General features: G+C 71.9%; 10 protein-coding genes. 3 read left to right on the top strand and 7 right to left on the bottom strand.

Annotation, left to right across the window (positions count from 1 at the left end; genetic code table 11):
* Positions 1–68: 68 nt before the first annotated feature.
* The gene (locus tag OHV05_RS12050) at positions 69–2,807 is read left to right on the top strand and encodes an FHA domain-containing protein (protein WP_405017667.1); all 2,739 of its coding nucleotides are present in this window, start codon (positions 69–71) and stop codon (positions 2,805–2,807) included.
* A 257-nt stretch (positions 2,808–3,064) separates the two neighbouring features.
* On the opposite strand, the gene OHV05_RS12055 is transcribed toward OHV05_RS12050, so the two are convergent.
* From OHV05_RS12055 to OHV05_RS12065, 3 genes are all read right to left on the bottom strand, one after another.
* Positions 3,065–8,005 (bottom strand): NAD-glutamate dehydrogenase, encoded by a 4,941-nt coding sequence (locus OHV05_RS12055; RefSeq protein ID WP_405017668.1) that lies wholly within the window; start codon positions 8,003–8,005, stop codon positions 3,065–3,067.
* A 273-nt stretch (positions 8,006–8,278) separates the two neighbouring features.
* A complete protein-coding gene (pruA, locus tag OHV05_RS12060) occupies positions 8,279–9,904 on the bottom strand; it encodes an L-glutamate gamma-semialdehyde dehydrogenase (protein ID WP_405021443.1) in 1,626 nt (541 codons plus the stop codon).
* 92 nt (positions 9,905–9,996) lie between these two features.
* Positions 9,997–10,650 carry an HAD family hydrolase gene (locus tag OHV05_RS12065; protein WP_405017669.1) on the bottom strand — a complete coding sequence of 218 codons (654 nt, stop codon included), beginning with the start codon at positions 10,648–10,650 and terminating at the stop codon, positions 9,997–9,999.
* 266 nt (positions 10,651–10,916) lie between these two features.
* Here OHV05_RS12065 and OHV05_RS12070 point away from each other — a divergent pair, with 266 nt between their 5' ends.
* Positions 10,917–19,829 carry a SpaA isopeptide-forming pilin-related protein gene (locus tag OHV05_RS12070; protein ID WP_405017670.1) on the top strand — a complete coding sequence of 2,971 codons (8,913 nt, stop codon included), beginning with the start codon at positions 10,917–10,919 and terminating at the stop codon, positions 19,827–19,829.
* A 107-nt stretch (positions 19,830–19,936) separates the two neighbouring features.
* Here OHV05_RS12070 and OHV05_RS12075 read toward each other — a convergent pair whose 3' ends face one another.
* From OHV05_RS12075 to OHV05_RS12085, 3 genes are all read right to left on the bottom strand, one after another.
* Positions 19,937–20,647 (bottom strand): hypothetical protein, encoded by a 711-nt coding sequence (locus OHV05_RS12075; RefSeq protein WP_405017671.1) that lies wholly within the window; start codon positions 20,645–20,647, stop codon positions 19,937–19,939.
* Positions 20,648–20,766: 119 nt separating this feature from the next.
* Positions 20,767–21,276, bottom strand: coding sequence for a DUF6912 family protein (locus OHV05_RS12080; protein WP_405017672.1), 510 nt, complete (start codon positions 21,274–21,276; stop codon positions 20,767–20,769).
* 275 nt (positions 21,277–21,551) lie between these two features.
* Positions 21,552–22,553 carry a patatin-like phospholipase family protein gene (locus tag OHV05_RS12085; RefSeq protein WP_405017673.1) on the bottom strand — a complete coding sequence of 334 codons (1,002 nt, stop codon included), beginning with the start codon at positions 22,551–22,553 and terminating at the stop codon, positions 21,552–21,554.
* Between the two features lie 269 nt (positions 22,554–22,822).
* On the opposite strand from OHV05_RS12085, the gene OHV05_RS12090 reads away from it, so the two are divergent.
* Positions 22,823–23,299 carry an Rv3235 family protein gene (locus OHV05_RS12090; RefSeq protein ID WP_405017674.1) on the top strand — a complete coding sequence of 159 codons (477 nt, stop codon included), beginning with the start codon at positions 22,823–22,825 and terminating at the stop codon, positions 23,297–23,299.
* Between the two features lie 61 nt (positions 23,300–23,360).
* Here the strand turns inward: OHV05_RS12090 and secA are convergent, their stop codons facing one another.
* The gene (gene secA / locus OHV05_RS12095; protein WP_405017675.1) at positions 23,361–26,126 is read right to left on the bottom strand and encodes a preprotein translocase subunit SecA; all 2,766 of its coding nucleotides are present in this window, start codon (positions 26,124–26,126) and stop codon (positions 23,361–23,363) included.
* Positions 26,127–26,194: the final 68 nt, after the last annotated feature.

The following is a 26,194-nucleotide window of genomic DNA, read 5'->3' on the forward strand; positions in this document are numbered from 1 at the left end:
CGGGGTGGCAGGATGACAGGCACCACTCTTGTGGCCCAACGGCATCACTGAAGGGGAGTGCGGGGGCGATGCAGATCCGGCTCACTGTCCTCCGACCGCGCAGCGGCCCGGCAGCCGTCGGAACGGCCACCGACGTCCTGGTCACCGCCCCGGTCGGCACGGCGCTCGGCGCAGTCGCGGGGGCGCTCGCAGGCGCCGTGGGCGTGCGCGGCCCGCGGTCCGCCACCCATGTGCACCTGTACGCCGGTGCCGAGCGGATCGACGAGCAGACCCTGCTCGGCCACCCGCCACTGCTGGACGGCGCCGTGCTCTCGCTCAACGAGCCCGACCCGGACGCGGACGAGGACGGCCCGCCCGCCCCCGCCGAGCTCCGGATCACCGGCGGCCCCGACGCGGGCGGCGTGCACCGCCTGCTCGGCGACCGGATCCACGTCGGCCGCTCCAGCGCCGCGGACGTCCCGCTCGACGACCCCGACGTCTCCCGGCTGCACCTCTCGCTCAACCTGGGCACGGACGGCCGGGTGACGGTCCGCGACCTCAACTCGACCAACGGCACCGGGCTGGACGGCCGGTTCCTCCAGGACGAGGCGGTCGAGCTGGCCGACGGCGGGCTGGTCCGGATCGGTGAGTCCACCCTCCAGGTGGTCCGCACCGATCCCCGGGACACCACCGGCTCGCCCACCCGGACCACCCCGGACGGCCAGGGCCGGCTCCAGCTCACCGTCACCCCCTCGCTCCGGCAGGCCCCCGCTCCCGAGCCCGAACCGGCCGCCCCCGAAGCACCGGCCCCCGGCGGTCTGGCCCGGGCGCTGCTGTCCCGCCGCCGGGCCCGCCCCGAGCCGGCCGCGCCGAGCCCCGCCCAGCAGCACGCCGCCGTCCGGCTGCGGCAGGCCGCCGCCCAGCGCGAGCGCTGGCCCGACCTGGCCGCCCTGCTGCTCACCGCGCTCGGCCCCGGCCCCCGGCTCTGGGAGCGCGGCCCGGCCCACCCCGACTCGCTCACCCTCCGGCTCGGCACCGCCGACCGGCCCGGCGGCCCCGGCACCACCCCGGGCACCGTGCTGCCCGCCGTCCCGGTCACCGTCGACCTGCAGACCGCCGGCAGCCTCGGCCTGGCCGGCCCCCGGGCCCGGCTGACCTCGCTGGCCCGCGCCGTGCTGGCCCAGCTCGCCGTACTGCACCCGCCGAGCGCGCTCAGCCTGGTGGTGGTCGGCGCCACCGAGGAGCGGACCGTCGACTGGTCCTGGTCGTTCTGGCTGCCCCAGCTCCAGCCGACGCACGGTCAGGCCTGCCGCCTGCTGGTCGGGTTCGGGCCCGAGCAGACCGAGGCCAGGCTCACCGAGCTGACCCACGGGCCCGTCGACGGCCTGGCGGGCCCGCCCGCCACCGTGCTGCTGCTGGACGGCACGCCCGGCACCCCCGAGGGCCGCGCCGCGCTGGCCGTCCTGCTGGAGCAGGGCCCCGCGCTCGGCGTCTTCCCGATCTGCCTGGCCGAGCAGGCCGCCGACCTGCCCACCGGGCTCGGCGCCACCGCCGTGCTCACCGGCGAGGTCGCCACCCAGCTCACCCTGGACCGCCCGCTCGGCGGCGGTGGCCGCGAGCGGGTCGAGGAGATCGCCCTGGACGCGGTCTCCCCCGCCTGGGCCGAACGCCTCGCCCGGGCCCTCGCCCCGCTCACCGAGGCCACCCCGGTGGCCCGCGGCCCGCTGCCCGACCAGCTCCGGCTGCTCGACCTGCTCCGGCTCGACACCGTCACCCCCGCCAAGCTCTCGGCCCGCTGGGCCGCCCTGCCCTCCGGCCCGGGCACCGCCACCGCCCTGCTCGGCACCACCCGGGACGAGCCCTGCCTGATCGACCTCGCCGACCCGGACGAACCGAACGGCCCGCACGTCCTGGTCGGCGGCGCCCGGGGCACCGGCAAGACCGAGCTGCTCCGTACCCTGGTCGCCTCGCTCGCCGTCTCCGAACAGCCCGACCGGCTCCGGATCACCATCGTCGAAGGCCGCGGCGCCGCACCCGACGCCCCGTCCAGCCTGCGCGGCTGCACCGACCTCCCCCAGGTCACCGAGCACATCGACGCCGGGGCCGAGCCCCGCCGGGCGATGCTCGCCGCCGAGACCCTGCTGGACGAACTGGCGCACCGCGAAGCGCTCTTCGGCGACCAGGACTTCACCGACTGGCACACCGCCCGGGCCCTCGGCTCCCCCGTCCCCGCCCTGGTGGCGGCCGGCGGCGGCGCCCCGCCCGGCACCACCGCCCGGGTCACCGCACCCCGCAAGGCACCGGACGTCCTCACCGCCGCCCCGGCCCGGTTGGTCGTGGTGGTCGACGACTTCGACGCCCTGCTCGCCCCCACCTCCCCGGCCGGCCGGCCGCTCGGCCGCGCCCTGGCCGCCGTCGCCGAGCGCGGCGGCCGGCTCGGCATCCACCTGGTGGCCGCCACCGGCTCGCCCGAACAGACCGCCGGCACCGAGCTGGACGAGGTCGCCCAGCTCCGGATCGCCCTGCGGACGGCCGACCCGGCCGACTCCGACCAGCTGATCCACCTCGCCGACGCGGCGGCCCTCCCCGAGGACACCCCCGGCCGGGCCTACCTCCGCCGCCCCGACGGCGGGGTGACGGCCTTTCAGTCCGCCCGGGTCAGCGGCCGGATCCCCCGCACCGCCACCCTCCGCCCCACCGTGGTCGCCGTCGACCCCACCCAGCTCGGCGCACCGCCGACCCGCCGCCCCGTCCGCGAGCTGGGCAACGGCCCCACCGACCTCGCCCTCCTGGCCAGCGCCCTCCAGCGGGCAGCGGCCCAGCCCTGAGGGGTTTCGGGGACTGCGTCAGCCCGCTACGGAGTCAGGGGCTCGGGGAACTGCGACGCCGACCTCGTACAAGGTGATCGTCGCGTAGGTGGTCAGGCACTTTGCGGTGATACCCGCACGCCAGACCTCCTCGCCCACGCGGCGGAGCTGCAAGTCAGCAGAGCCCCGAGCCCCTGGGTAGTGCAAGTGGCCGCCTTGCAAAGGGGAACGCCGCAGGGGCGGTACCCGACCCGGGTACCGCCCCTGCGGCGTTGCGGTCAGCGCGTGGCGCGCAGCAGCGTCCGGATCACCCGCATCGCGACCGACAGGCTGGACAGCTCGTACTTGTCCGAACCCCTTATGTCGTCGAGCGTGGTCTTGGCCCGGCTCAGCAGGGTGGAGTTGAGCTCCGCCCAGGCCGCGTACCGCTCCTCCGGCGAGGCGCCCTCGGGGCCGCAGGAGAGGATGTCGGCGGTGAGCGCCGCGTGGGCCGCGAACAGGTCCTCGCGGATCGCCGCCCGGGCCATCGAGGACCACCGGTCGGTGCGCGGCAGTTCGATGATCCGGTCCAGCAGGTGGGTGATCTGGAGCCGGTCGGCGAGGTCGTAGTAGAGCTCGGCGACCTCGGTGACCTCGGCCGTGTTGCGGTCGGCGACCCCGACGATGTCCAGGGTCGGGAACGCCGAGGAGAGCCCGGCGATCCGGCCGGCCAGCTCGTCCGGCACACCGGCCGCGGCCAGCTCCTGCTGGATCGACTCGTACCAGGCCAGGTCCTCGCCGCGGAGCGGCTTGGGCAGGCTGTCCCAGACCTGGTCGACCCGGCCCTGGAAGAACGCGATGTTCTCCGCGATGTCGAGCGGCTGGCGGCGGTTGTTGAGCATCCACCGGGTGGCCCGCTCGACCAGGCGTCGGCTGTGCAGCCGCATCTTGGTCTGCACCCGGGCCGGCACCGCGTTGTCCAGGCCCTCGATCTCGCCCCAGATCCGCTCCAGGCCGAAGACCGCGCGGGCCGCCGCGTGGGTCCGGGCGATCTCCTCCATGGTGGCCCCGGTCTCCTCGCGGAGCCGGAACGCGAAGGTGCAACCGCCGCGGTTGATCGTGTCGTTGACGATCAGGGTGGTGATGATCTCGCGGCGCAGCGGGTGGTTGTCGATCGCCTCGGCGAACTTCGCGCGGAGCGCGGACGGGAAGTACTCGTGCAGCGCGCTGCGGAAGTACGGGTCGTCCGGGAGCTCGGTGGCGAGCAGCTCGTCGGCCAGGGTGATCTTGGTGTAGGCGAGCAGCACCGACAGCTCGGGCTGCGAGAGCCCGCGCCCGGCCTGCTGGCGCTCGCGGATCTGACGGTCCGTCGGCAGGAACTCGATCGCCCGGTCGAGCTGCCCGCCGGCCTCCAGCCGGTTGATCATCCGGGCGTGCACGTCGACCATCGAGACGGCCTGGGCGACGGCGTTGGCCAGCACCACGTTCTGCGCGTAGTTGTTGCGCAGCACCAGGTGGCCGACCTCGTCGGTCATCTCGGCGAGCAGCTTGTTGCGCTGCTTGACCGTCATGTCGCCGTCGGCGACCACCTGGTTGAGCAGGATCTTGATGTTGACCTCGTGGTCCGAGGTGTCCACCCCGGCCGAGTTGTCGATCGCGTCGGTGTTGATCCAGCCGCCGGTGCCCTCCGGGCCGCCGGTCGCCGCGTACTCGATCCGGCCGAGCTGGGTGCAGCCGAGGTTGCCGCCCTCGCCGACCACCCGGGCCCGGACCTGACCGCCGTTCACCCGGATCGCGTCGTTGGCCTTGTCGCCGACCTCGGCGTTGGTCTCGGCGGTGGCCTTGATGTAGGTGCCGATGCCGCCGTTCCAGAACAGGTCCACCGGGGCCTGCAGGATCGCCTTCATCAGCTCGGCCGGGGTGAGCTTGGTCTCGGTGATGCCGAGCCGCTCGCGGACCTGGGCGGTCAGCTGGATCGACTTGGCGGTCCGCGGGAAGATCCCGCCGCCGGCCGAGATCAGCGACTTGTCGTAGTCGTCCCAGGAGCTGCGCGGGACGTCGAACAGCCGACGGCGCTCGGCGTAGGAGACCGCCGCGTCCGGGTTCGGGTCGAGGAAGATGTGCCGGTGGTCGAAGGCGGCCACCAGCCGGATGTGCTCGCTGAGCAGCATGCCGTTGCCGAACACGTCACCGGACATGTCGCCGATGCCGACCACGGTGAAGTCCTCGGTCTGGGTGTCGACGCCCAGCTCGCGGAAGTTCCGCTTGACGGACTCCCAGGCGCCGCGCGCCGTGATGCCCATGCCCTTGTGGTCGTACCCGGCCGAGCCGCCGGAGGCGAACGCGTCGCCGAGCCAGAAGCCGTAGGACTCGGCCACGCCGTTGGCGATGTCGGAGAAGGTCGCGGTGCCCTTGTCGGCGGCCACCACCAGATAGGTGTCGTCCTCGTCGTGCCGGACCACGTCCACCGGGTGGACGACGTCGCCGGCCTTCAGGTTGTCGGTGATGTCCAGCAGCGCCGAGATGAAGGTCTTGTACGAGGCGATGCCCTCGGCGAACCAGGCGTCCCGGTCCACCGACGGGTCGGGCAGCTGCTTGGCGACGAAGCCGCCCTTGGCGCCGACCGGCACGATCACGGTGTTCTTGACCATCTGGGCCTTGACCAGGCCGAGGATCTCGGTCCGGAAGTCCTCGCGCCGGTCGGACCAGCGCAGACCGCCGCGGGCGACCTTGCCGAAGCGCAGGTGCACGCCCTCGACCCGGGGCGAGTAGACCCAGATCTCGAAGGCCGGGCGGGGCGCCGGCAGGTCCGGGATGGCCTTCGGGTCGAACTTCATCGACACGTAGGAGTGCCAGTCGCCGTCCGCGGCGCGCTGGAAGAAGTTGGTCCGCAGGGTGGCCTTGATCAGGTGCAGGAAGGAGCGCAGGATGCGGTCCTCGTCCAGCGAGACGACCTCGTCCAGCGCGCCGGACAGCTCCTCCAGGATGCCCTCGGTCAGCTCGGCCGAGCCGAGCTGGTGCGCCGGGCTGAGCCGGGCTTCGAAGAGGTTGACCAGCAGCCGGGTGGAGTGGATGTTGTTGCGGAGCGCGTCCTCCATGTAGTCCTGGGAGAAGGTGCTCCCGGCCTGCCGGAGGTACTTGGCGTAGGCGCGCAGCACCACGGCCTGACGCCAGGTCAGCCCGGCGGTGAGGATCAGCTCGTTGAAGCCGTCGTTCTCCGCCTTGCCGGTCCAGGTGGCCGAGAAGGTCTCCTGGAAGCGCTCGCGGGCCTCCTCGGTCAGCGTGGTCGCCTCGCGCAGCCGCAGGCCGAAGTCGTAGACCCAGGCCTTGGTGCCGTCCTCGCGGGTGAGCGCGTACGGGCGCTCGTCCAGCACCTCGACGCCCAGGCGCTGGAGCACCGGGAGCACCTCGGTCAGCGAGATCGGGCCGCCGACCCGGTAGATCTTGAAGCGGCGCTCGTCGTCGCCCGCGCCGACCGGCTGGTAGAGGTTCAGCCGGAAGTCGCCCTCGCCGCTCAGCGACTCGATCTGCTTGAGGTCGGCGACCGCGGTGCGCGGCGGGAAGTCGGCCCGGTAGCCGTCCGGGAAGGCGTTGCCGTAGCGGCGGCCGAGCTCGGCGGCGCGCTCCTCGCCCAGCTCGACGTGCAGCTGGTCGTTGAAGCCGTCCATCCAGAACCGGGCGGCCTCGGCCAGCTTGGCCTCGATCCGCTCGATCTCGGCGTCGGTCAGGCTGGGCAGCTCGCTGCCCTTGGCGACCCGGACCACGAAGTGCAGTCGGGTCAGCACCGACTCGGTGGACCACACCGAGTACTCGATGTTGTCGCCGTTCAGCTCCTGCTTGAGCAGCTCCATCAGGCGGAGCCGGATGCGCGTGGTGTAGCGGTCGCGCGGCAGGTAGATCAGCGCGGAGAAGTAGCGCCCGTACTCGTCCTGACGGAGGAACAGCCGCAGCCGGCGGCGCTCCTGCAGGTAGAGCACGCTGGTGGCGATGGAGAGCAGCTGCTCGGCCGGGGTCTGGAAGATCTCGTCCCGGGGGAAGGTCTCCAGGATCTGCAGCAGGTCGCGGCCGTCGTGGCTCTCACCGGAGAAGCCCGAACCCGCCAGCACCTCCTGCACCTTGCGGCGGACCACCGGGATCCGGGTGACCGACTCGGTGTACGCGGCGGAGGAGAACAGGCCGAGGAAGCGGCGCTCGCCGATCACGTTGCCCTGGGCGTCGAACTTCTTCACGCCGACGTAGTCCAGGTACGCGGGGCGGTGCACGGTGGACTTGCTGTTGGCCTTGGTGAGGACCAGCAGCTTCTTCTCGTGCGCCTTGGCCCGGACCGGGGCGGTCAGCCGACCGAACGCCTCGGAGACCGGGTGGTGGTCGGTGTCGTGGCTGAGCGGGTCGGAGCGCAGGATGCCGAGCCCGGTGCCGGGGACGGCCCGCAGCACCTCCTCGCCCTGGTGCTCGGCGAGGTCGTACTCGCGGTACCCGAGGAAGGTGAACTTGTCGTCGGCCAGCCAGCGCATCAGCTCCCAGGCCTCGCCGACCTCCTGCTCGGACAGGTGGGCCGGGGGCACCTCGGCGAGCTCGTCGGCCAGGCGCAGCGCGGAGTCGCGCATCTTGCCCCAGTCCTCGACCACCTCGCGGACGTCGCCCAGCACCCGGCGCAGACCGGTCTCGATCGCGCGCAGGTCCTCGCGGTCGGTCTCCCGGTCGATCTCGATGTGCATCCAGGACTCGACGGTGGCGTCGGCGGGCCACTCGGCGCCGGCCGCCTGGCTGCGCGAGCAGGCGTCCAGGTCGAGGATCTCCAGCAGCTTGCCGGTGATGTCACGGCGCACGGCGAGCTGGGGGTGGATCACCACGTGGATGCCGCGCTCCTGGCGGCTCAGCTCGTTGGTGACCGAGTCGACCAGGAAGGGCATGTCGTCGGTGACCACCTCGACCACGGTGTGACCGCAGGACCAGCCGTTCTCCTCGACGGTCGGGGTGTGGACCCGGACCTCGGCGGTGCCCTGGGGGCGCTTGAGGCCCAGCCGGTACTGGGAGGCGGCGGCGCCGTAGACATCGACCGGGTCCCGGTCCACCAGGTCCTCGGGGGCGGTGTGGAGGTAGTAGTGGTGCAGGTACGCGGCCAGAGCGCCGTTGCTCAGACCTTCCCCTGGCGCCGCTCCCCCCACCTGGCTGTTCTCAGCGGCGTGTGCTGCCTTGGTGAGCAGTTCGGCCTTGGCTGCGTCCAGCTTGGTCTGCATGGCTGTTTGGCTCCTGTCGCGCGCCGTTGCGTGACTCGGTGATGGTTCGGGTCCATCGCCGGGTCTGCCCGCAATCCTTCCGCATCCCGGGAAGAAAATCGGTCATGGCACGCATGACACGACCTCCGTCCGGGTATTACGGAACATTGGCCTGCGGCCGAAACCCGACGACGCCAGTCAGCCTAACCGGATGAAACGAAGGTGTCAGGGGACAGGGAGGAGCAAACCCGTAGGAAGATCGGGCCGTCCTGGACACCTTGTCCAATCAGCACCTCATCCCATGTGCGGATGGCGGTGATCGGTCGGTGGTACGAACGTCTCCTTGATCGACCGGGCCGAGGTCCACCGCAGCAGGTTCTGCGCGGCCCCCGCCTTGTCGTTGGTGCCCGAGGCCCGGCCGCCGCCGAACGGCTGCTGGCCGACCACCGCGCCGGAGGGCTTGTCGTTGACGTAGAAGTTGCCCGCCGCGAACCGCAGCCGCTCGGTCGCCTGCGCGATCGCGTACCGGTCGGTGGCGATCACCGCGCCGGTCAGCCCGTACGGGGCGCCGGTGTCGACCCGCTTCAGCACGTCGTCCCAGCGCGAGTCCTCGTAGACGTGCACGGCCAGGATCGGGCCGAAGTACTCCTGGCTGAAGATCTCGTTCCGGTGGTCCGAGCTGACCAGCACGGTCGGCCGGACGAACCAGCCGATCGCGTCGTCGTACTGGCCGCCGGCCGCCAGCTCCACCGTCGGGTCGGCCACCGCCCGGTCGATCGCGGCGGTCACCCGGGCGTACGCCTTGGCGTCGATCAGCGCGCCCATGAAGTTGGACAGGTCGCTGACGTCGCCGACGGTCAGCGCGTCCACCTCGGCCAGGAACTCGTCCTTGATCTTCTGCCAGAGGCTGCGCGGCAGGTAGGCCCGGGACAGCGCCGAGCACTTCTGGCCCTGGTACTCGAAGGCGCCCCGGAGCAGGGCGGTGCGCAGCACGTCCGGGTCGGCCGAGCGGTGCGCGACCAGGAAGTCCTTGCCGCCGGTCTCGCCGACGATCCTCGGGTAGCTCCGGTACGAGCCGATGTTGGCGCCGATGGTGCGCCAGAGCGACTGGAAGGTGGCGGTCGAGCCGGTGAAATGCAGCCCGGCCAGCGCCGGGTCGGCCAGCGCCACCTGGGAGAGCGCCTGACCGTCGCCGGTCACCAGGTTGATCACCCCGGGCGGCAGGCCGGCCGCCTCCAGCAGCCGCATCAGGTGATGGGCCGCCAGGGTCTGGGTGGGCGCGGGCTTCCACACCACCGTGTTGCCCATCAGTGCGGGCGCGGTCGGCAGGTTGCCCGCGATCGCCGTGAAGTTGAACGGGGTGACCGCGTAGACGAAGCCCTCCAGCGGGCGGTGGTCGGTGCGGTTCCACACCCCCGGCGAGGACCTCGGCTGCTCGGCCAGGATCTGCCGGGCGAAGTGCACGTTGAACCGCCAGAAGTCGACCAGCTCGCAGGGCGCGTCGATCTCCGCCTGCTGGGCGGTCTTGGACTGGCCGAGCATGGTGGCCGCCGCCACCGTCTCCCGCCACGGCCCGGCCAGCAGGTCGGCGGCCCGTAGGAAGACCGCGGCGCGGTCGTCGAAGGACAGCGCCCGCCAGTCGGCCCCCGCCGCCAGCGCGGCGTCCACCGCGAGCCGGGCGTCCTCCCGGGTGGCGTTGCCCAGCAGGCCGAGCTTGGCGGCGTGGTGGTGCGGCTGCACCACGTCGATCCGCTCGCCGGAGCCGAACCGCTGCTCGCCGCCGATGGTCATCGGCAGTGGCAGCTGCTCCACCGCGACGGCGTCCAGGCTGCGCTCCAGCCGGGCCCGTTCGGGGCTGCCGGGGGCGTAGCCGTGCACGGGCTCGTTGACCGGCTCGGGGACCTGGGTGACTGCGTCGATGGGCATGGCTGACTCACTCTCTTCGGCTCAGCCCCCAGCCTGACCACCCGTCAACCGAATCGGCGCAGCTGACACGCGGTGGCCGACGTGGCTCACGCCACGATCCGCCCGGCCAGCTCCACGGCCTCGGCCAGCGAGTCCACCACCGGCACGCCGAGCGGCTCCAGCTTCTCCCGGGTGTGCGAACCGCCGGTGTACAGCACCGCGTGCGCCCCGGCGTTCCGCGCGGCCACCGCGTCGTCCGCCGCGTCACCGATCAGCACGGTGTGCGCCGGGTCCGCGTCCAGCGCCGCCAGGTGCCGGAGCAGGTACTCGGTCTTCCCCGTCCCGTACGACTCGCCGACCCGGCCGTCCACCCGGACGAAGTGCTGCTCGATCCCCCGGGCCCGGACCTGCGGCACCAGCCGGTGGTGCTCGTGCATCGACAGCAACGACTGGCTGCGGCCGGCCGTCTGCCACCCCGTCAGCAATGCGGCCGCGCCCTCGGTCAGACCGCAGGCGTCACTGAGTTCCTGGTACCGGTCCTGGAAGGCGGCGTCCAGCACCAGCCACTCGTCCGCACTCGGCTCCCGGCCGAGCAGCAGCTCGTAGAACTTCGGTATCGGGAAGCAGTACAGCTCCCGGTACTGCTGCACGGTGATCGGGGCCACCCCGAGGGTCGCGAAGGCCGCGTTGCTGGCCGCCACCACCGCTGCCATGTCGTGCAGCAGGGTGCCGTTCCAGTCCCAGACGATGTGAGTACGCACCCGGGAACGGTACCCGAGGAGCGGGTCGCCGAAAAGATTGCTCCATTGGCATTCATTCCGTTAATCTTCTTAATTCACGCGAGTGCGCTGAGCGGATGAAATATCCGGGACGCCGGTCGGATCCAGCGTGAATCAGACAAACACCAGTCGGGAAAGCCGTAGAAATCGTTCCGGGGGTTGTCGAACGGAGCGATGTGAGGATCATGCCGCAGAGGCCACCCGGCCTCCGGAGACGGACCTATTTCCAGTGGCGACCGCTCGCCGCGGTGACGGCCTTCGCGATGACCGCCTCGGTCGGGGTCGCGGTGCTCGGGCCGGCGTCCCGGGCCGCCACCGGCGACGGAGCGGTGACCGTCCAGGTGGTCCGCGAGGTCAACGCGGACGGCACCTGGAACGGGGCCGCGCTGGAACCGGGCATGAGCGGCGTCACGGTCACCCTGACCGACGACGCGGGCGCGAGCATCAGCGGCACCACGGCCGCCGACGGCACGGTCACCCTGCGACCGGCCGCCACCGCGCTGGCCGGCGGCAAGTACCGGGTGCAGGTGGTCAACCCCAAGCCGGGCATCCTGTACTCGGCCTTCGCCGCCCGCGACACCTTCACCGCGACGGCGAACCGGCTGAGCAGCACCGAGGAGTTCGTCGACCTCTCCGGCGGCAAGAACGTTTCGTACACCACGGCATTCTGGAATCCGGGCGACTTCTGCCAGAAGAACGCCCCGCTGGTCACGGCCTGCATCCGGCCGACCTCCGATGCCGACACCGCCAGGACCCTGGTGACGTTCCCGTACAACACCCGGGACAACACGGCCACCACCGTCTCCACCGAGGGCGTCACAGGAGCCCTGTACGGCATCGGGTGGAGCAAGCAGAAGAAGTGGATCTTCTCCGGTGCCACGGCGCGCCGCAACTCCGTCTACGGGCCCGGCGGGGCCGGCGGGATCTACCTGACCGATCGCACCACCGGCACGACCACGCTGTTCGCCAAGGTGCCCGACGTCGGCAGCACGGCCCACACCCCGGCCACGCTCACCGACCTGGGATTCATCGGCGCGGTCGGCAAGGAGTCGCTGGGCGACGTGGAGGTGAGCGAGGACGGCAAGGACCTGTACGTCGTCAACCTCTTCAACCGCAAGATGTACCGCTACGACGCCACGAAGACCACCGGGTCCGACCCGAAGATCTACGACATCCCGGCCCCGACTCCCGCCTGCAAGGCCGCGAGCGACTGGCGGCCCTACGGGCTCGGCGTGCAGGACGGCGTCGTGTACGTGGGCGGTGTCTGCTCGGGCGAGTCGAGCAAGTCGAAGGCGGACCTGCGGGCCGTCGTGCAGACCTTCGACCCGGTGGCCGGCACGTTCACCGGCATCGTGATGGACCAGAAGCTGGACTACCCGCGCAAGACGGCGTTCGACAACGCCCTCCGGTGCAAGGGCGCGGGCTGGTACCCGTGGACCGACACCATTCCCGGTACGCAGGACGGCCTGGTCTGTGACGACGCGGAGTACTACGCCAACCCCGAGCCGATGCTGGCCGACATCATCGTCGACACCGACGGCAGCCTGATTCTCGGCTTCCGGGACCGCCTCGGCGACCAACTCGGTATCGCCGAACGCAGTTCCTTCACGGACACCACCCTGCAGACCGCGGCGTCCGGCGGCGACCTGGCCCGGGCCTGCCCGAGCAACGGCACCTTCGTGATGGACTCCAACGGCGGCTGCGGAAAGGGCCCCGGCCGGGGGAACGCCTTCTACGACACCCGGCGCACCACCCTGCACAACCTGGCCGCCTACGCCGGTGTCGCCCTCTCCAAGGTCGAGACCAGCATCGCGCACTCGGCCGTGGACCCGAAGGACATCATCTTCACCGGCGGCACCGGCTGGACCAACCGTGACGGCACCCGGGAGGCCGGGCTGGGCAACCAGCTGACCACCTCCTTCGGCAAGGGCGGCTCGATGGCCGACCTGGAGGTGCTGTGCGACGAGGCGCCGCTGCAGATCGGTAACCGGGTCTGGTACGACGTCGACAAGGACGGCCTCCAGGACCCGGGCGAGAAGCCCGTGGTGGGCGCCACCGTCCGGCTGTACAACGCGGCCGGTGTGGTGGTCGGCACCATGAAGACCACCGCCCGCGGTGAGTACTACTTCGACGACTCCAACGTGACGGGCGGTCTGAAGCCCAACACGCAGTACACCATCAAGGTCGACAACGCGGCCGACTACGCCTCCGGCGGCCCGCTGTTCCAATGGATCGTCACCAAGAACAACGCCGGCAGCGACGACACCATCGACAGTGACGGCACGGTCCCGTCCGGCGGCACCTTCCCCGAGTACGCGATCACCACCGGCGGCCCGGGCCAGGACAACCACACCTACGACTTCGGCTACACCCAGCCGGAGGGCAAGGTGTCGGTCCTCAAGCAGTCCAAGGAGAACGCCGCACCACTGCCCGGCGCGGTCTTCCAGCTCTGGCGGGACACCAACGGCACCACCGGACTCCAGACCACCGGCACCACCCCGGACACCAAGGTCGGCACCCCGTGCACCACCGCGGCCGACGGCATCTGCAGCGCCACCGTGCAGCTCGGGACGTACTTCTGGCAGGAGACCCAGGCCCCCGACGGCTACCTGCTGCCGGCCACGCCCGTGTTCGGGCCGCTGACCCTGACCATGACCAACTTCACCCAGGGCGTCAGCACCACCGCCGTCAACGAGCTCGCCACCGGCGCGGTCAGCGTCCTCAAGCAGGACGCCGCCGCCAAACCCCTTGCGGGGGCGGTGTTCCAGCTCTGGCGGGACACCAACGGCACCACCGGACTCCAGACCGACGGCGCCACCCCCGACACCGCCGTGGGCACCCCGTGCACCACCCCGGCCGCCGGGACCTGCTCGGCCACCGTGCCGCTCGGCACGTACTACTGGCAGGAGACCCAGGCACCGACGGGCTTCCTGCTGCCTGACCCGGCCGTCTTCGGCCCGGCCGTCCTGACCATGGCCAACCGGGCCCAGGGCGTCAGCGTCACCGCCGTCAACCAGCCCGCCACCGGCGCCGTCACCGTGCTGAAGCGGGACGAGACCGGCGGGGCGCTGGCGGGGGCGGTGTTCCAGCTCTGGCAGGACACCAACGGCACCACCGGACTCCAGACCACCGGCACCACCCCGGACACCAAGGTCGGCGCCACCTGCACCACCCCCGCCTCGGGCGTGTGCACCGCCACCGTGCCGCTCGGCACCTACTACTGGGAGGAGACCCAAGCGCCCCCGGGCTTCCTGACGCCCAGTCCGGCGGTCTTCGGGCCGCTCGTCCTGACCATGGCCAACCGCACCCAGGGCGTCAGCGCGACGGCCGTCAACGTCCTCGCCACCGGCGCCGTCACCGTCCTCAAGCAGGACAGCACGGGCAACGCCCTGGCGGGCGCGGTGTTCCAGCTCTGGCGCGACACCAACGGCACCACCGGCCTCCAGGCCGACGACACCAAGATCGGCACCACCTGCACCACCCCCGCCTCGGGCGTGTGCACCGCCACCGTCCCGCTCGGCACCTACTACTGGGAGGAGACCCAGGCACCCCCCGGCTTCCTGACGCCCAGTCCGGCGGTCTTCGGACCGGCCGTGCTGACCATGGCCAACCGGATGTTCGGCGTCAGCGTCACGGCGGTCAACCAGCAGGTCACGGGCGCGGTCCGGGTCCTCAAGCAGGACACGGCGGGCAACCCCCTCGCGGGTGCGGTGTTCCAGCTCTGGCGCGACACCAACGGCACCACCGGACTCCAGACCGACGACACCAAGGTCGGCACCACCTGCACCACGGCGGCGAACGGCTTCTGCTCCGTCACGGCGCCACTGGGGACGTACTACTGGGAGGAGACCCAGGCCCCCGACGGCTACCTGCTCCCCTCGCCGGCCGTCTTCGGACCGCTGACCCTCACCACCGCCAACAACCTGCTGGGCACCAGCGTGACGGCCGTCAACGAGCTCGCGACGGGTGCGGTGAGCGTCCTCAAGCAGAACAGCACCGCAACTCCCTTGGCGGGCGCGGTCTTCCAGCTCTGGCGGGACACCAACGGCACCACCGGCCTCCAGACCGACGGCGCCACCCCCGACACCGCCGTCGGCACCCCGTGCACCACCCCGGCCACCGGCGTGTGCACCGCCACCGTCCCGCTCGGCACGTACTACTGGCAGGAGACCCAGGCACCGACGGACCACCTGCTGCCCACTCCGGCGGTCTTCGGACCGCTGGTGCTGACGATGGCCAACCGCACCCAGGGCGTCACCACCACCGCCGTCAACGACCTCGCGATGGGCAGCGTCAGCGTGCTCAAGCAGGACCAGAACGGCGCTGCCCTCCCCGGCGCGGTCTTCCAGCTCTGGCAGGACACCAACGGCACCACCGGCCTCCAGGCCGACGACACCAAGATCGGCGCCACCTGCACCACCCCGGCGAACGGCACCTGCAGCCGGACGGTCCCGCCAGGCACCTACTACTGGGAGGAGACCCAGGCCCCGACCGGCTACCTGCTCCCCTCCCCGGCCGTCTTCGGACCGCTGACCCTCACCACCGCCAACTACGCGCAGGGCGTGACGGCCACCGCCGTCAACGTCCTTGCCACCGGCGCGGTGACCGTGCTCAAGCAGGACGGGGCGGGCAAGGCCCTGGCGGGCGCGGTCTTCCAGCTCTGGCGGGACACCAACGGCACTGCGGGTATCCAGGCCGACGACACCAAGGTCGGGACGGCCTGCACGACGCCGGCCACCGGCGTCTGCTCGACCGTCGTCCCGCTCGGTACGTACTACTGGGAGGAGACCCAGGCACCGACCGGCTACCTGCTCCCCTCCCCGGCCGTCTTCGGACCGCTCGTCCTGACCATGGACAACCGCATCCAGGGCGTCAGCACCACCGCCGTCAACGTCCTCGCCACCGGCGCGGTCAGCGTGCTCAAGCAGGACAACACCGGCACCGCACTGGCGGGAGCCGTCTTCCAGCTCTGGCACGAGACCAACGGCACCCCCGGCCTCCAGCCGGACGACACCAGCATCGGTACCACCTGCACCACCCCGGCCACCGGCCTCTGCTCGGCCACCGTGCCCCTCGGCACGTACTACTGGCAGGAGACCCAAGCCCCCGTCGGGTACCTGATGCCGGATCCGGCCGTCTTCGGACCGGTGGTCCTGACGATGGACAACCGGGTCCAGGGCGTCAGCGTCACCGCCGTCAACGAACTCGCCACCGGCGCGGTGACCGTGCTCAAGCAGGACGGGGCGGGCAAGGCCCTGCCGGGCGCGGTGTTCCAGCTCTGGCGCGACACCAACGGCACCGCCGGGCTCCAGGCGGACGACACCAGCGTCGGTACCACCTGCACCACCCCGGCCACCGGCCTCTGCTCGGCCACCGTGCCCCTCGGCACGTACTACTGGCAGGAGACCCAGGCCCCCGTCGGGTACCTGATGCCGGATCCGGCCGTCTTCGGACCGCTGGTGCTGACGATGGACAACCGCACCCAGGGCGTCAGCACCACCGCCGTCAACGTCCTCGCCACCGGCGCCGTCAGCATCCTCAAGCAGGACGCCGCCACCACCAACCCCCTTGCGGGCGCCGTCTTCCAGCTGTGGCAGGACACCAACGGCACGGCGGGCCTCCAGGCGGACGACACCAAGGTCGGTACGACCTGCACGACGCCGGCCACCGGCCTCTGCTCGACCGTCGTCCCGCTCGGCACCTACTACTGGGAGGAGACCCAGGCGCCGACCGGCTACCTGCTCCCCTCCCCGGCCGTCTTCGGACCGCTGGACCTGACGATGGCGAACCGTACCCAAGGCGTCAGCACCACCGCCGTCAACGTCCTCGCCACCGGCGCCGTCACCGTCCTCAAGCAGGACAGCGGCGGCAACCCGCTCGCCGGAGCCGTCTTCCAGCTCTGGCACGAGACCAACAACACGCCGGGCCTCCAGATCGACGGGTCCGTTCCTGACACCACGTCAGGCGCGCCGTGCACCACCCCCGCGACGGGCCTCTGCTCGGCCACCGTCCCGCTCGGGACGTACTACTGGCAGGAGACCCAAGCCCCCGACGCCTACCTGCTCCCCACCACACCCGTCTTCGGACCGGTGGTCCTGACCATGGACAACCGGGTCCAGGGCGTCAGCGTCACCGCCGTCAACGAACTCGCCACCGGCGCGGTGACCCTGCTCAAGCAGGACGCCACGGGCAACGCCTTGGCTGGCGCGGTCTTCCAGCTCTGGCGGGACACCAACGGCACCGCCGGACTCCAGCTGGACGGGGCCACCCCGGACACCAAGGTCGGGACCCCCTGCACCACGCCGACCGACGGAAAGTGCAGCTCCACCGTCCCGCTGGGGACGTACTACTGGCAGGAGACCCAAGCCCCCGACGGCTATCTCCTGCCCGACCCGGCCGTCTTCGGACCGCTGACCCTGACCATGGCCAACCGGACCCAGGGCGTCAGCACCACCGCCGTCAACCAGCTCGCCACCGGCGCCGTCAGCATCCTCAAGCAGGACGCCGCCACCACCAACCCCCTTGCGGGGGCGGTGTTCCAGCTCTGGCGCGAGACCAACGGGACCGACGGGTACCAGGCCGACGACACCAAGGTCGGCACCGCCTGCACCACCCCGGCCACCGGCCTCTGCTCGGCCACCGTGCCCCTCGGCACCTACTACTGGGAGGAGACCCAGGCACCCGACGGCTACCTGCTGCCCGACCCGTCAGTCTTCGGCCCGCTCGTCCTGACCATGGCCAACCGCATCCAGGGGGTCAGCACCACCGCCGTCAACGTCCTCGCCACCGGCGCGGTCAGCGTCCTCAAGCAGGACGCCACGGGCAACGCCCTTACCGGCGCCGTCTTCCAGCTCTGGCGGGACACCAACGGCACCGCCGGACTCCAGACCGACGACACCAAGATGGGCACCGCCTGCACCACCCCCGCCGACGGTCGGTGCTCCGCCACCGTGCCCCTCGGCACCTACTACTGGGAGGAGACCCAGGCCCCCGACGGCTACCTGCTCCCCAGCCCGGTCGTCTTCGGACCGCTCGTCCTCACGATGGCGAACCGCACCCAGGGCGTCACCCTCACCGCCTTCAACGAACTCGCGATGGGCAGTGTCAGCGTGCTCAAGCGGGACCAGAACGGCACGGCGCTGCCCGGCGCGGTGTTCCAGCTCTGGCGGGACACCAACGGCACGGCGGGCCTCCAGGCCGACGACACCAAGGTCGACGGGCCGTGCACCACCTCGACGGGCGGGCTGTGCAGCCGGCAGACCATCGTCGGCACGTACTACTGGCAGGAGACCCAGGCCCCCGACGGCTACCTGATGCCCGACCCTGCCGTCTTCGGACCGCTCGTCCTCACCACCGCCAACTACGCCCAGGGCGTCAGCACCACCGCCGCCAACGAGCAGGCGACGGGCGCGGTCACCGTGCTCAAGCAGGACGCCACGGGCAACGCCCTTACCGGCGCCGTGTTCCAGCTCTGGCGCGAGACCAACGGGACCGACGGGTACCAGGCCGACGACACCAAGGTCGGCACCGCCTGCACCACCCCGGCCACCGGCCTCTGCTCCGCCACTGTCCCGCTCGGCACCTACTACTGGCAGGAGACCCAGGCACCCGACGGCTACGTCCTGCCGACCCCGGCCGTGTTCGGGCCGCTGGTCCTCACGATGGCGAACCGCACCCAGGGCGTCAGCACCACCGCCGTCAACCTGCCCGCCACCGGCGCCGTGACCGTCCTCAAGCAGGACGCCACCACCGCCAACCCGCTCGCCGGAGCCGTCTTCCAGCTCTGGCACGAGACCAACAACACCCCGGGCCTCCAGGCCGACGGAGCCACCCCCGACACCAAGGTCGGCACCCCCTGCACCACTCCGGCCGACGGCCGGTGCAGCACCACCGTCCCGCTCGGGACGTACTACTGGCAGGAGACCCAGGCCCCCGACGGCTACCTGCTGCCCGACCCGGCCGTCTTCGGGCCGCTGACCCTGACCATGGCCAACTACGCCCAGGGCGTCAGCACCACCGCCGTCAACCAGCCCGCCACCGGCGCGGTCAGCGTGCTCAAGCAGAATCCCACGGGCAGTTCGCTGGCGGGGGCGGTCTTCCAGCTCTGGCGCGAGACCAACGGCACCCCCGGCCTCCAAACCGACGACACCAAGGTCGGCGCCACCTGCACCACCCAGCTCGACGGACTCTGCTCCACCACCGTCCCGCTCGGCACCTACTACTGGCAGGAGACCCAGGCCCCGCCCGGCCACCGCCTGCCCCCGGTACCGGTGTTCGGACCGCTCGTCCTCACCATGACCAACCGGACCCAGGGCGTCAGCGTCACCGCCGTCAACGAACTCGCCCCCGGCTCAGTGACCGTGCTCAAGCAGGACGGCACGGGCAAGGCCCTGGCGGGCGCGGTCTTCCAGCTCTGGCGCGAGACCAACGGCACCCCCGGCCTCCAGGCCGACGACACCAGGGTCGGCGCCACCTGCACCACCCCCGCCGACGGCAAGTGCAGCACCACCGTCCCGCTCGGGACGTACTACTGGCAGGAGACCCAAGCCCCCGACGGCTACCTGCTGCCCGACCCGGCCGTCTTCGGACCGCTGACCCTGACCCAGCTCAACCTGACCGAGGGGGTGAGCGTCACCGTGGTCAACCAGCCCAAGGCGGCCGACCTCCGGCTGGTCAAGCGGAGCGAGCAGGACGGCCACCCGCTCCAAGGCGCGGTGTTCCGGCTCTGGCGGGAGAGCAACGGCGTCGAGGGACTCCAGCGGGACGGGGCCGCCGACCAGGTGGTCGGGGTCGACTGCACGACCGACCGGCAGGGCATCTGTGCCTTCCCTGCCCTGCCGCTCGGCACGTACTACCTGGAGGAGACCCGGGCTCCCGACGGGTACCTGCTGCCGGCCGAGACCGTCAGCGGTCCGCACCGGCTCGGCGAGGGCGACGTCGGCAGGACGGTCGAGGTGGTCCGGCTGAACACCCCGAAGCAGCCGACACCAAGCCCCAGCCCGTCGCCGTCCACGCCCCCGAAGCCGCCGACCCCGCTGCCCTCGACGGGTCTGGCCGTGATGGGCGCCTTCTCGGTCAGCCTGCTGGTGATCTGCGCGGGTGTGCTGCTGCTGACCCTCCGCAGCCGCCGCCGGAAGGCCGGTGACCGAGCCGGGAACTGACGGTCCGACCGGGGCCGGACCAGGCAGCCGAACAGGCCGCCCGGTCCGGCCCCTTCTGCGTACGAGCAGCGCCGACGCGGACCCGCCGCACAGCGCCTGACGATCCCTCAGCCGACCGTCCAGGGCGTCGCCGGGACCGCCTCGGCCCGCCCACCCGTGAAGTCGACCGTGACCGGGCGCTCCAGCCCGGTCACCCGGACCGTCACCCGCCGCAGCCCACCGTCACCGTCGATCCAGTACGTCAGCGGGGAGTCCCCCGGCTCGGCGGCCGACCGCGGGCGGGGTCCGGAGAAGACGTCGTAGGACCGGGCGTCGATCCGTTCGCTGCGCAGCCAGCGCGGGCCCTGCTCGGCGAGCAGCTGGGCGTTGTCCGGTCGGTCGGCGGCCAGCCGCATGACCAGTTGCAGTCCGACGTCGAACGGGTCCGAGCTGAAGGCGCGCGGCGACCACGCGGCACGCGGCATGGTCGCGGCGGCCGACAGGTCGGACGCACCCGGAGCGACGCCGAGGCCCTCCTGGTCCCAGGCGAGCAGTCCGGAGTCGGTGCCGGGCGCCCGGTAGCTGCCGACCGCGTGGTGGCTGCGGTAGTCCACCGCGCCGTCCACCACGGTGTCGCCGTTCCGGCCCGGCACGGTGACCCGGACCCGGGCCGGGCTCGCCTCGTAGGTGGTGAAGCGGGCCAGCGCGAGCCGCCCGGCCTCGTCCCGGGTGACCGGCCTGGCCGTCGGGCCGTCGGCCGGCCACAGCCAGCCACCGACCCCGGCCACCAGGGCGGCCGTGAGCCCACCCGCCGCCCAACGCATCCGCCGACCGATCATGGCCGCCCTCTCTCCCGCCGGATCGGCCCCATCATCCGGGCCGCGCCGCTCCGGACGGCCGACGCCGGACCGGGCGTCAGGAAGGATCACCCGCACGGGCGGTCGGCCCCGACGGGGCGTCAGGCCAGCAGCGCGGGGATCTCCTGGGTGGCGAACCACAGCAGCTCGTGGTCCTCCGCACCGTCCACGGTGAACTGCGCGTCGTCGTCGCCCTGGTCCGCCGCACCGATCACGGCGGCCGCCGCCGCGATGTCCGCCGCCACCTCGGTGTCGGCCACGTCCGCGTGCACCGCCGCCGCCTTCGCCAGCGGCAGCGGGCCCTTCAGCACCACCCGCCCCAACGAGGCCTGGTCCTGGTACTCGTCCCCGACGAACGGTCCGACCCCGGAGTCCGCCACCTCGACCGCCACCACCACCCGGCGCCGCGGCGCCTCCGGGTCGGCGGCCAGCAGCCGCAACGCGGCCTGCGCGGCGCGGTTCAGCGCGACGTACTCCAACTCCTCGATGTCGTCGCTGACATACCACTCCCGCAACGCGGGCGTCACCGCATACGCCACCGACTGATCCAACGCCCCACCCGGATACACCGCCGCCAGTCCCGCCAGGGTCGTGGGCACGTACACACGCATCGGGAGCACTCCGGGGTTCGTCAGCCGACAGGGCCTCAAACAATACGGGCTCTGCTGACGTGCGGCTCCGCCGCGCGGGCGACGCCGACCTTTGGGCAGGCGCTTCGGAAGAACCATGGGCTCGGGGAACTGCGACGCCGACCTCGTACAAGGTGATCGTCGCGTGGCTGGTCAGGGACTTTCGCAGTGATACCCGCCGGCCACGAACCGTCGCCGTTCCCCGAGCCCCTGGGGCCGTAGCACTGGAGCGTCTGCAAAAGAAGCCGAGCACCCGCTCACCCCACCCGCAGCGCCCGCCCCACCGTGTGCAGCGCCGTCTCCAGCGTCTCCCCCCGGCGGACCGGGTCCATCATGTTGGGCCCCATCGCCGCCAGGTCCGCCAGCGTCGGCGCGAGCAGCTGCACCCGCACCCCCTCCGCCCGCAACTGCCGTGCCTCCCGCATCAACTGATGGGTCACCGCCCGCCGGTACCGGCTGACCAGCTGCACCAGCACCCCCCGGGGCCGGTCCCGCCGCCGCCACTCCCGCAGCGCCGCCACCGTCCCGGGCTCGGCCGCCCGCCGCCCGTCCGGCCAGGACGGTCGCAGGGCCATCGGCGCCAGCACGTACACCTCGTCCAGCCCCCGCCCCGCCATCAGGTCCGCGTTGCTGGCCGACCAGCAGCCCCCGTCGACGTACCGGCTGCCGCCCACCTCGACCGGGGCGAACCAGCCGGGGATCGCGCAGGAGGCCATCACCGCCTGGTCGACCGTCGCCGCCGGGGCGCCGGGGTCGCCGAAGGTCACCCGCCGCCCGGTCCGGTGGTCCACCGCGGCGATCCGCAGGCCCGACCCGTCCGGCCAGCCGTCCCCGGCCAGCCCGCGCACCAGCTCGCCCACCGGGGCGACCGAGCCCCGTCCGGTCGGCACCAGGGCGGAGACCATGGTCAGGAAGGGGTACTCGCCCGGGTGCCTGACCACGTCCCGCAGCAGGCCCGGTGAGCCGATCCCGGGGCGGGGGCGGGGCGGCAGCGCCCCGCCCAGCACGGTGTCGTAGTCGAAGTCGATGCCCGCCAGCGGGCCGGTGACGATCTCCAGGCCGCGCTGGTGGTCCCGCAGGTCCGCCGTCTGGACGCCGGTCGCCAGCAGGGCTCCCAGGATCGAACCGGCCGAGGTGCCGAGCAGCACCTCGGCCGAGCCGGGACGCCAGCCGGTCGCCTCCTCCACTGCGCAGAGCGCGCCGATCGTCCAGGCGGCACCGAGCATCCCGCCCCCGCCGAGCACCAGTCCTCGCCGCACCCTGCCCACCTCCACCCTGATCCTGCCGTGCGCGGCCCCGACCGGGCCGCGCGCCACGGGAAGCGTCCCCCTTCGAGCCCCGTCGTACCCGTCGCACCGTCGGCCGGACGCACCGGTCCGGGCCGTACCGGTCCAACGCCCGCACCGAACCTCACTCGGATAGGTGACACCGCCGGCCGCCGCCGACACGCTCCGGGCCTTCGTTGCCCGCGTACCGGCCCACCGGTACCAAGGGACCCGACCGCATCCGCGAACGAAGGGCGCCCGCCGTGACCGTTCCCGCACCCCACGTCCGCGCCCTGGTCCACCCGGTCCACCCGCAGCACCCGCACCGGCGCGCCGAGCGGGTGCCCCGCCGCCCGCACCCGGTCGGCGAGCTGACCCCGCGTCACCCGCGCAGCGCCTGTGCACCGGCCAGGACCGGGCAGAGCGTGCTGGCCGCGCGGTTCGCCCACCGGCTGGTCGAGGTGCTCACCGGCCACCGGCCGGCCGGGCAGCTCCAGCGGCACACCAGCCTGCCGGGCTACCAGCAGCTCACTGCCCTGGTCCGGACCGGCCCGCTCCGGCCGCGCGGCCGGCTGACCGCGCACCGGCTGGGCCGGGTCTACGACTCGGCGCCGACCGCCCGGGCCCTGGAGGTCTGCGTCCGGGTCGAGTTCGGGCCCCGGCACCACATGGTGGCCTTCCGGCTGGAGCGCCACCGCCGGACCGAGCAGTGGCAGTGCACCGCCGTGGAGGCCCGCTGACGAAACGCCAAGAGGCGCGGAGCAGAAGGCCCCGCGCCTCTTGCAGTCGTGGAACCTATCTTTACTTCCGACGACGGCCCTTGGCGGCCCGCGCGGCCTTGCGGCGCTCGGCCCGGGTCAGCCCGTCGCCCTCCTCGCCGGCCAGGGTGTCCTCGAAGTCGCCCTCGACCACGGTGTCGTCGCCGTCCACCGACGGGGCGGTGTAGTGCAGCCGCTGCGGCTTCGGGGCCTCCAGGCCCTTGGCCTTGATCTCCGGGCGGGACGCGGCGGCGTCCTTCTCCAGCTTGGCCAGGGTCTCCTCGGCGTCCGCCAGCGGGACCTCCTCGACCTGCTGCTCGACCTGGACCTCCAGGTTGAACAGGTAGCCGACGGACTCCTCCTTGATGCCCTCCATCATGGCGCCGAACATGTCGAAGCCCTCGCGCTGGTACTCGACCAGCGGGTCGCGCTGGGCCATCGCCCGCAGGCCGATGCCCTCCTGGAGGTAGTCCATCTCGTAGAGGTGCTCGCGCCAGCGGCGGTCCAGCACCGAGAGCACCACCCGGCGCTCCAGCTCACGCATGATCTCGGAGCCGAGCTGGTCCTCGCGGGCGCCGTACTGCGCCTGGATGTCCTCCTGGAGCACCTTGGTGAGGAACTCCGAGGTCAGACCGGCCGGGCCGCCGGCCTCCTCCTCGAGCTCCTCCAGGTCCAGGGTGAGCGGGTAGAGCTGCTTGAGCGCGGTCCACAGCTTGTCGAGGTCCCAGTCGTCCTCGAAGCCCTCGCCGGTGGCGGCACCGACGTACGCGGCGACGGTGTCGTCCATGAAGTGGCCGACCTGCTCCTGCAGGTCCTCGCCCTCCAGGACGCGGCGGCGCTCGCCGTAGATGACCTCGCGCTGACGGTTCAGCACCTCGTCGTACTTCAGGACGTTCTTGCGGATCTCGAAGTTCTGCTGCTCGACCTGGGTCTGCGCCGAGGCGATGGCGCGGGTGACCATCTTGGACTCGATCGGCACGTCCTCCGGCACGTTGGCCATCGCGAGCACGCGCTCGACCATGCCGGCCTTGAAGAGCCGCATCAGGTCGTCGCCGAGCGAGAGGTAGAACCGGGACTCGCCCGGGTCGCCCTGGCGGCCGGAGCGGCCGCGCAGCTGGTTGTCGATCCGGCGGGACTCGTGGCGCTCGGTGCCGAGCACGTAGAGGCCACCGATGCTCTGGACCTCCTCCTGCTCCGCCTTGACCGCGGCCTTGGCCTTCTCCAGCGCGGCCGGGAAGGCGGCCTCGTACTCGTCCGGGGTGTCCAGCTCGGTCAGACCGCGCTGGGCCAGCTCGGCGGCCGCGAGGTGCTCGGCGTTGCCGCCGAGCATGATGTCGGTGCCACGGCCGGCCATGTTGGTGGCCACCGTGACGGCGCCCTTGCGGCCGGCCTGGGCGACGATCTGCGCCTCGCGCTCGTGGTGCTTGGCGTTCAGCACCTCGTGCGGCACGCCGCGCTTGCGCAGCTCCTGGGAGAGGTACTCGGACTTCTCCACCGAGACGGTGCCGACCAGGATCGGCTGGCCCTTCTCGTGCTTCTCGACGATGTCCTCGACCACGGCGGCGAACTTGGCCGGCTCGGACTTGTAGATCAGGTCGGGCTGGTCGATCCGCAGCGGGTTCTTGTTGGTCGGGATCGGCACCACGCCGAGCTTGTAGATCTGGTGGAACTCGGCCGCCTCGGTGGTGGCCGTACCGGTCATGCCACCGAGCTTGTCGTACAGCCGGAAGAAGTTCTGCAGGGTGACGGTGGCCAGCGTCTGGTTCTCGTTCTGGACCTCCACCCCCTCCTTGGCCTCGATCGCCTGGTGCATGCCCTCGTTGTAGCGACGGCCCGCGAGCATGCGGCCGGTGTGCTCGTCGACGATCATGACCTCGCCGTTCATCACGACGTAGTCCTTGTCGTTCTTGTAGAGCTCCTTGGCCTTGATCGCGTTGTTCAGGAAGCCGACCAGCGGGGTGTTCACCGACTCGTAGAGGTTGTCGATGCCGAGGTAGTCCTCGACCCGGCCGACGCCCTCCTCCAGCACGCCGACGGTGCGCTTCTTCTCGTCCACCTCGTAGTCGCGGTCGCGCTTGAGGCGCTGCACCAGCTTGGCGAAGTCGGCGTACCACTTGGTCGCCTGGTCGGCCGGGCCGGAGATGATCAGCGGCGTACGGGCCTCGTCGATCAGGATCGAGTCGACCTCGTCGACCACGGCGAAGTTGTGGCCGCGCTGCACCAGCTCGTCCTGCGACCACGCCATGTTGTCGCGCAGGTAGTCGAAGCCGAACTCGTTGTTGGTGCCGTACGTGATGTCCATCGCGTACTGGCGCTTGCGCTCGGCGGGCGACATGTTGCCGAGGATCACGCCGACCTCGAGGCCGAGGAAGCGGTGCACCCGGCCCATCCACTCCGAGTCACGCTCGGCGAGGTAGTCGTTCACCGTGATCAGGTGGACGCCCTTGCCGGTCAGCGCGTTCAGGTACGCGGGGAGCGTGCCGACCAGGGTCTTGCCCTCGCCGGTGCGCATCTCGGCGACGAAGCCGAGGTGCAGGGCCGCGCCACCCATCAGCTGGACGTCGTAGTGCCGCTGGCCGAGCACGCGCTTGGCCGCCTCGCGGACGGTGGCGAACGCCTCGGGGAGGATGTCGTCGAGCGTCTCGCCGTCCGCCAGCCGCTGCTTGTACTCGTCGGTCAGGGCGCGCAGCTCGTCGTCCGTGAGGTTGACGAAGTCCTCTTCGATGGAGTTGACCTGGGCGGCAATCCGCTGCAGCTTGCGAAGGGTCTTACCCTCGCCGGCGCGCAGGATCTTGTCGAAGACGGACACTTGGGCGGGCTCCTTGCCTGGATCGGCTCTGGACGACTGCACTGTGGGGTCGACCCCACCGCACGGGC

The sequence above is a fragment of the Kitasatospora sp. NBC_00070 genome (assembly GCF_045041205.1).
Classification (GTDB): domain Bacteria; phylum Actinomycetota; class Actinomycetes; order Streptomycetales; family Streptomycetaceae; genus Kitasatospora.

Coding starts and splice junctions, on each gene's coding strand:
- OHV05_RS12050 (WP_405017667.1), top strand. CDS start 69: ATGCAGATCCGGCTCACTGTCCTCCGACCGCGCAGCGGCCCGGCAGCC.
- OHV05_RS12055 (WP_405017668.1), bottom strand. CDS start 8,005: ATGCAGACCAAGCTGGACGCAGCCAAGGCCGAACTGCTCACCAAGGCA.
- OHV05_RS12075 (WP_405017671.1), bottom strand. CDS start 20,647: ATGATCGGTCGGCGGATGCGTTGGGCGGCGGGTGGGCTCACGGCCGCC.
- OHV05_RS12080 (WP_405017672.1), bottom strand. CDS start 21,276: ATGCGTGTGTACGTGCCCACGACCCTGGCGGGACTGGCGGCGGTGTAT.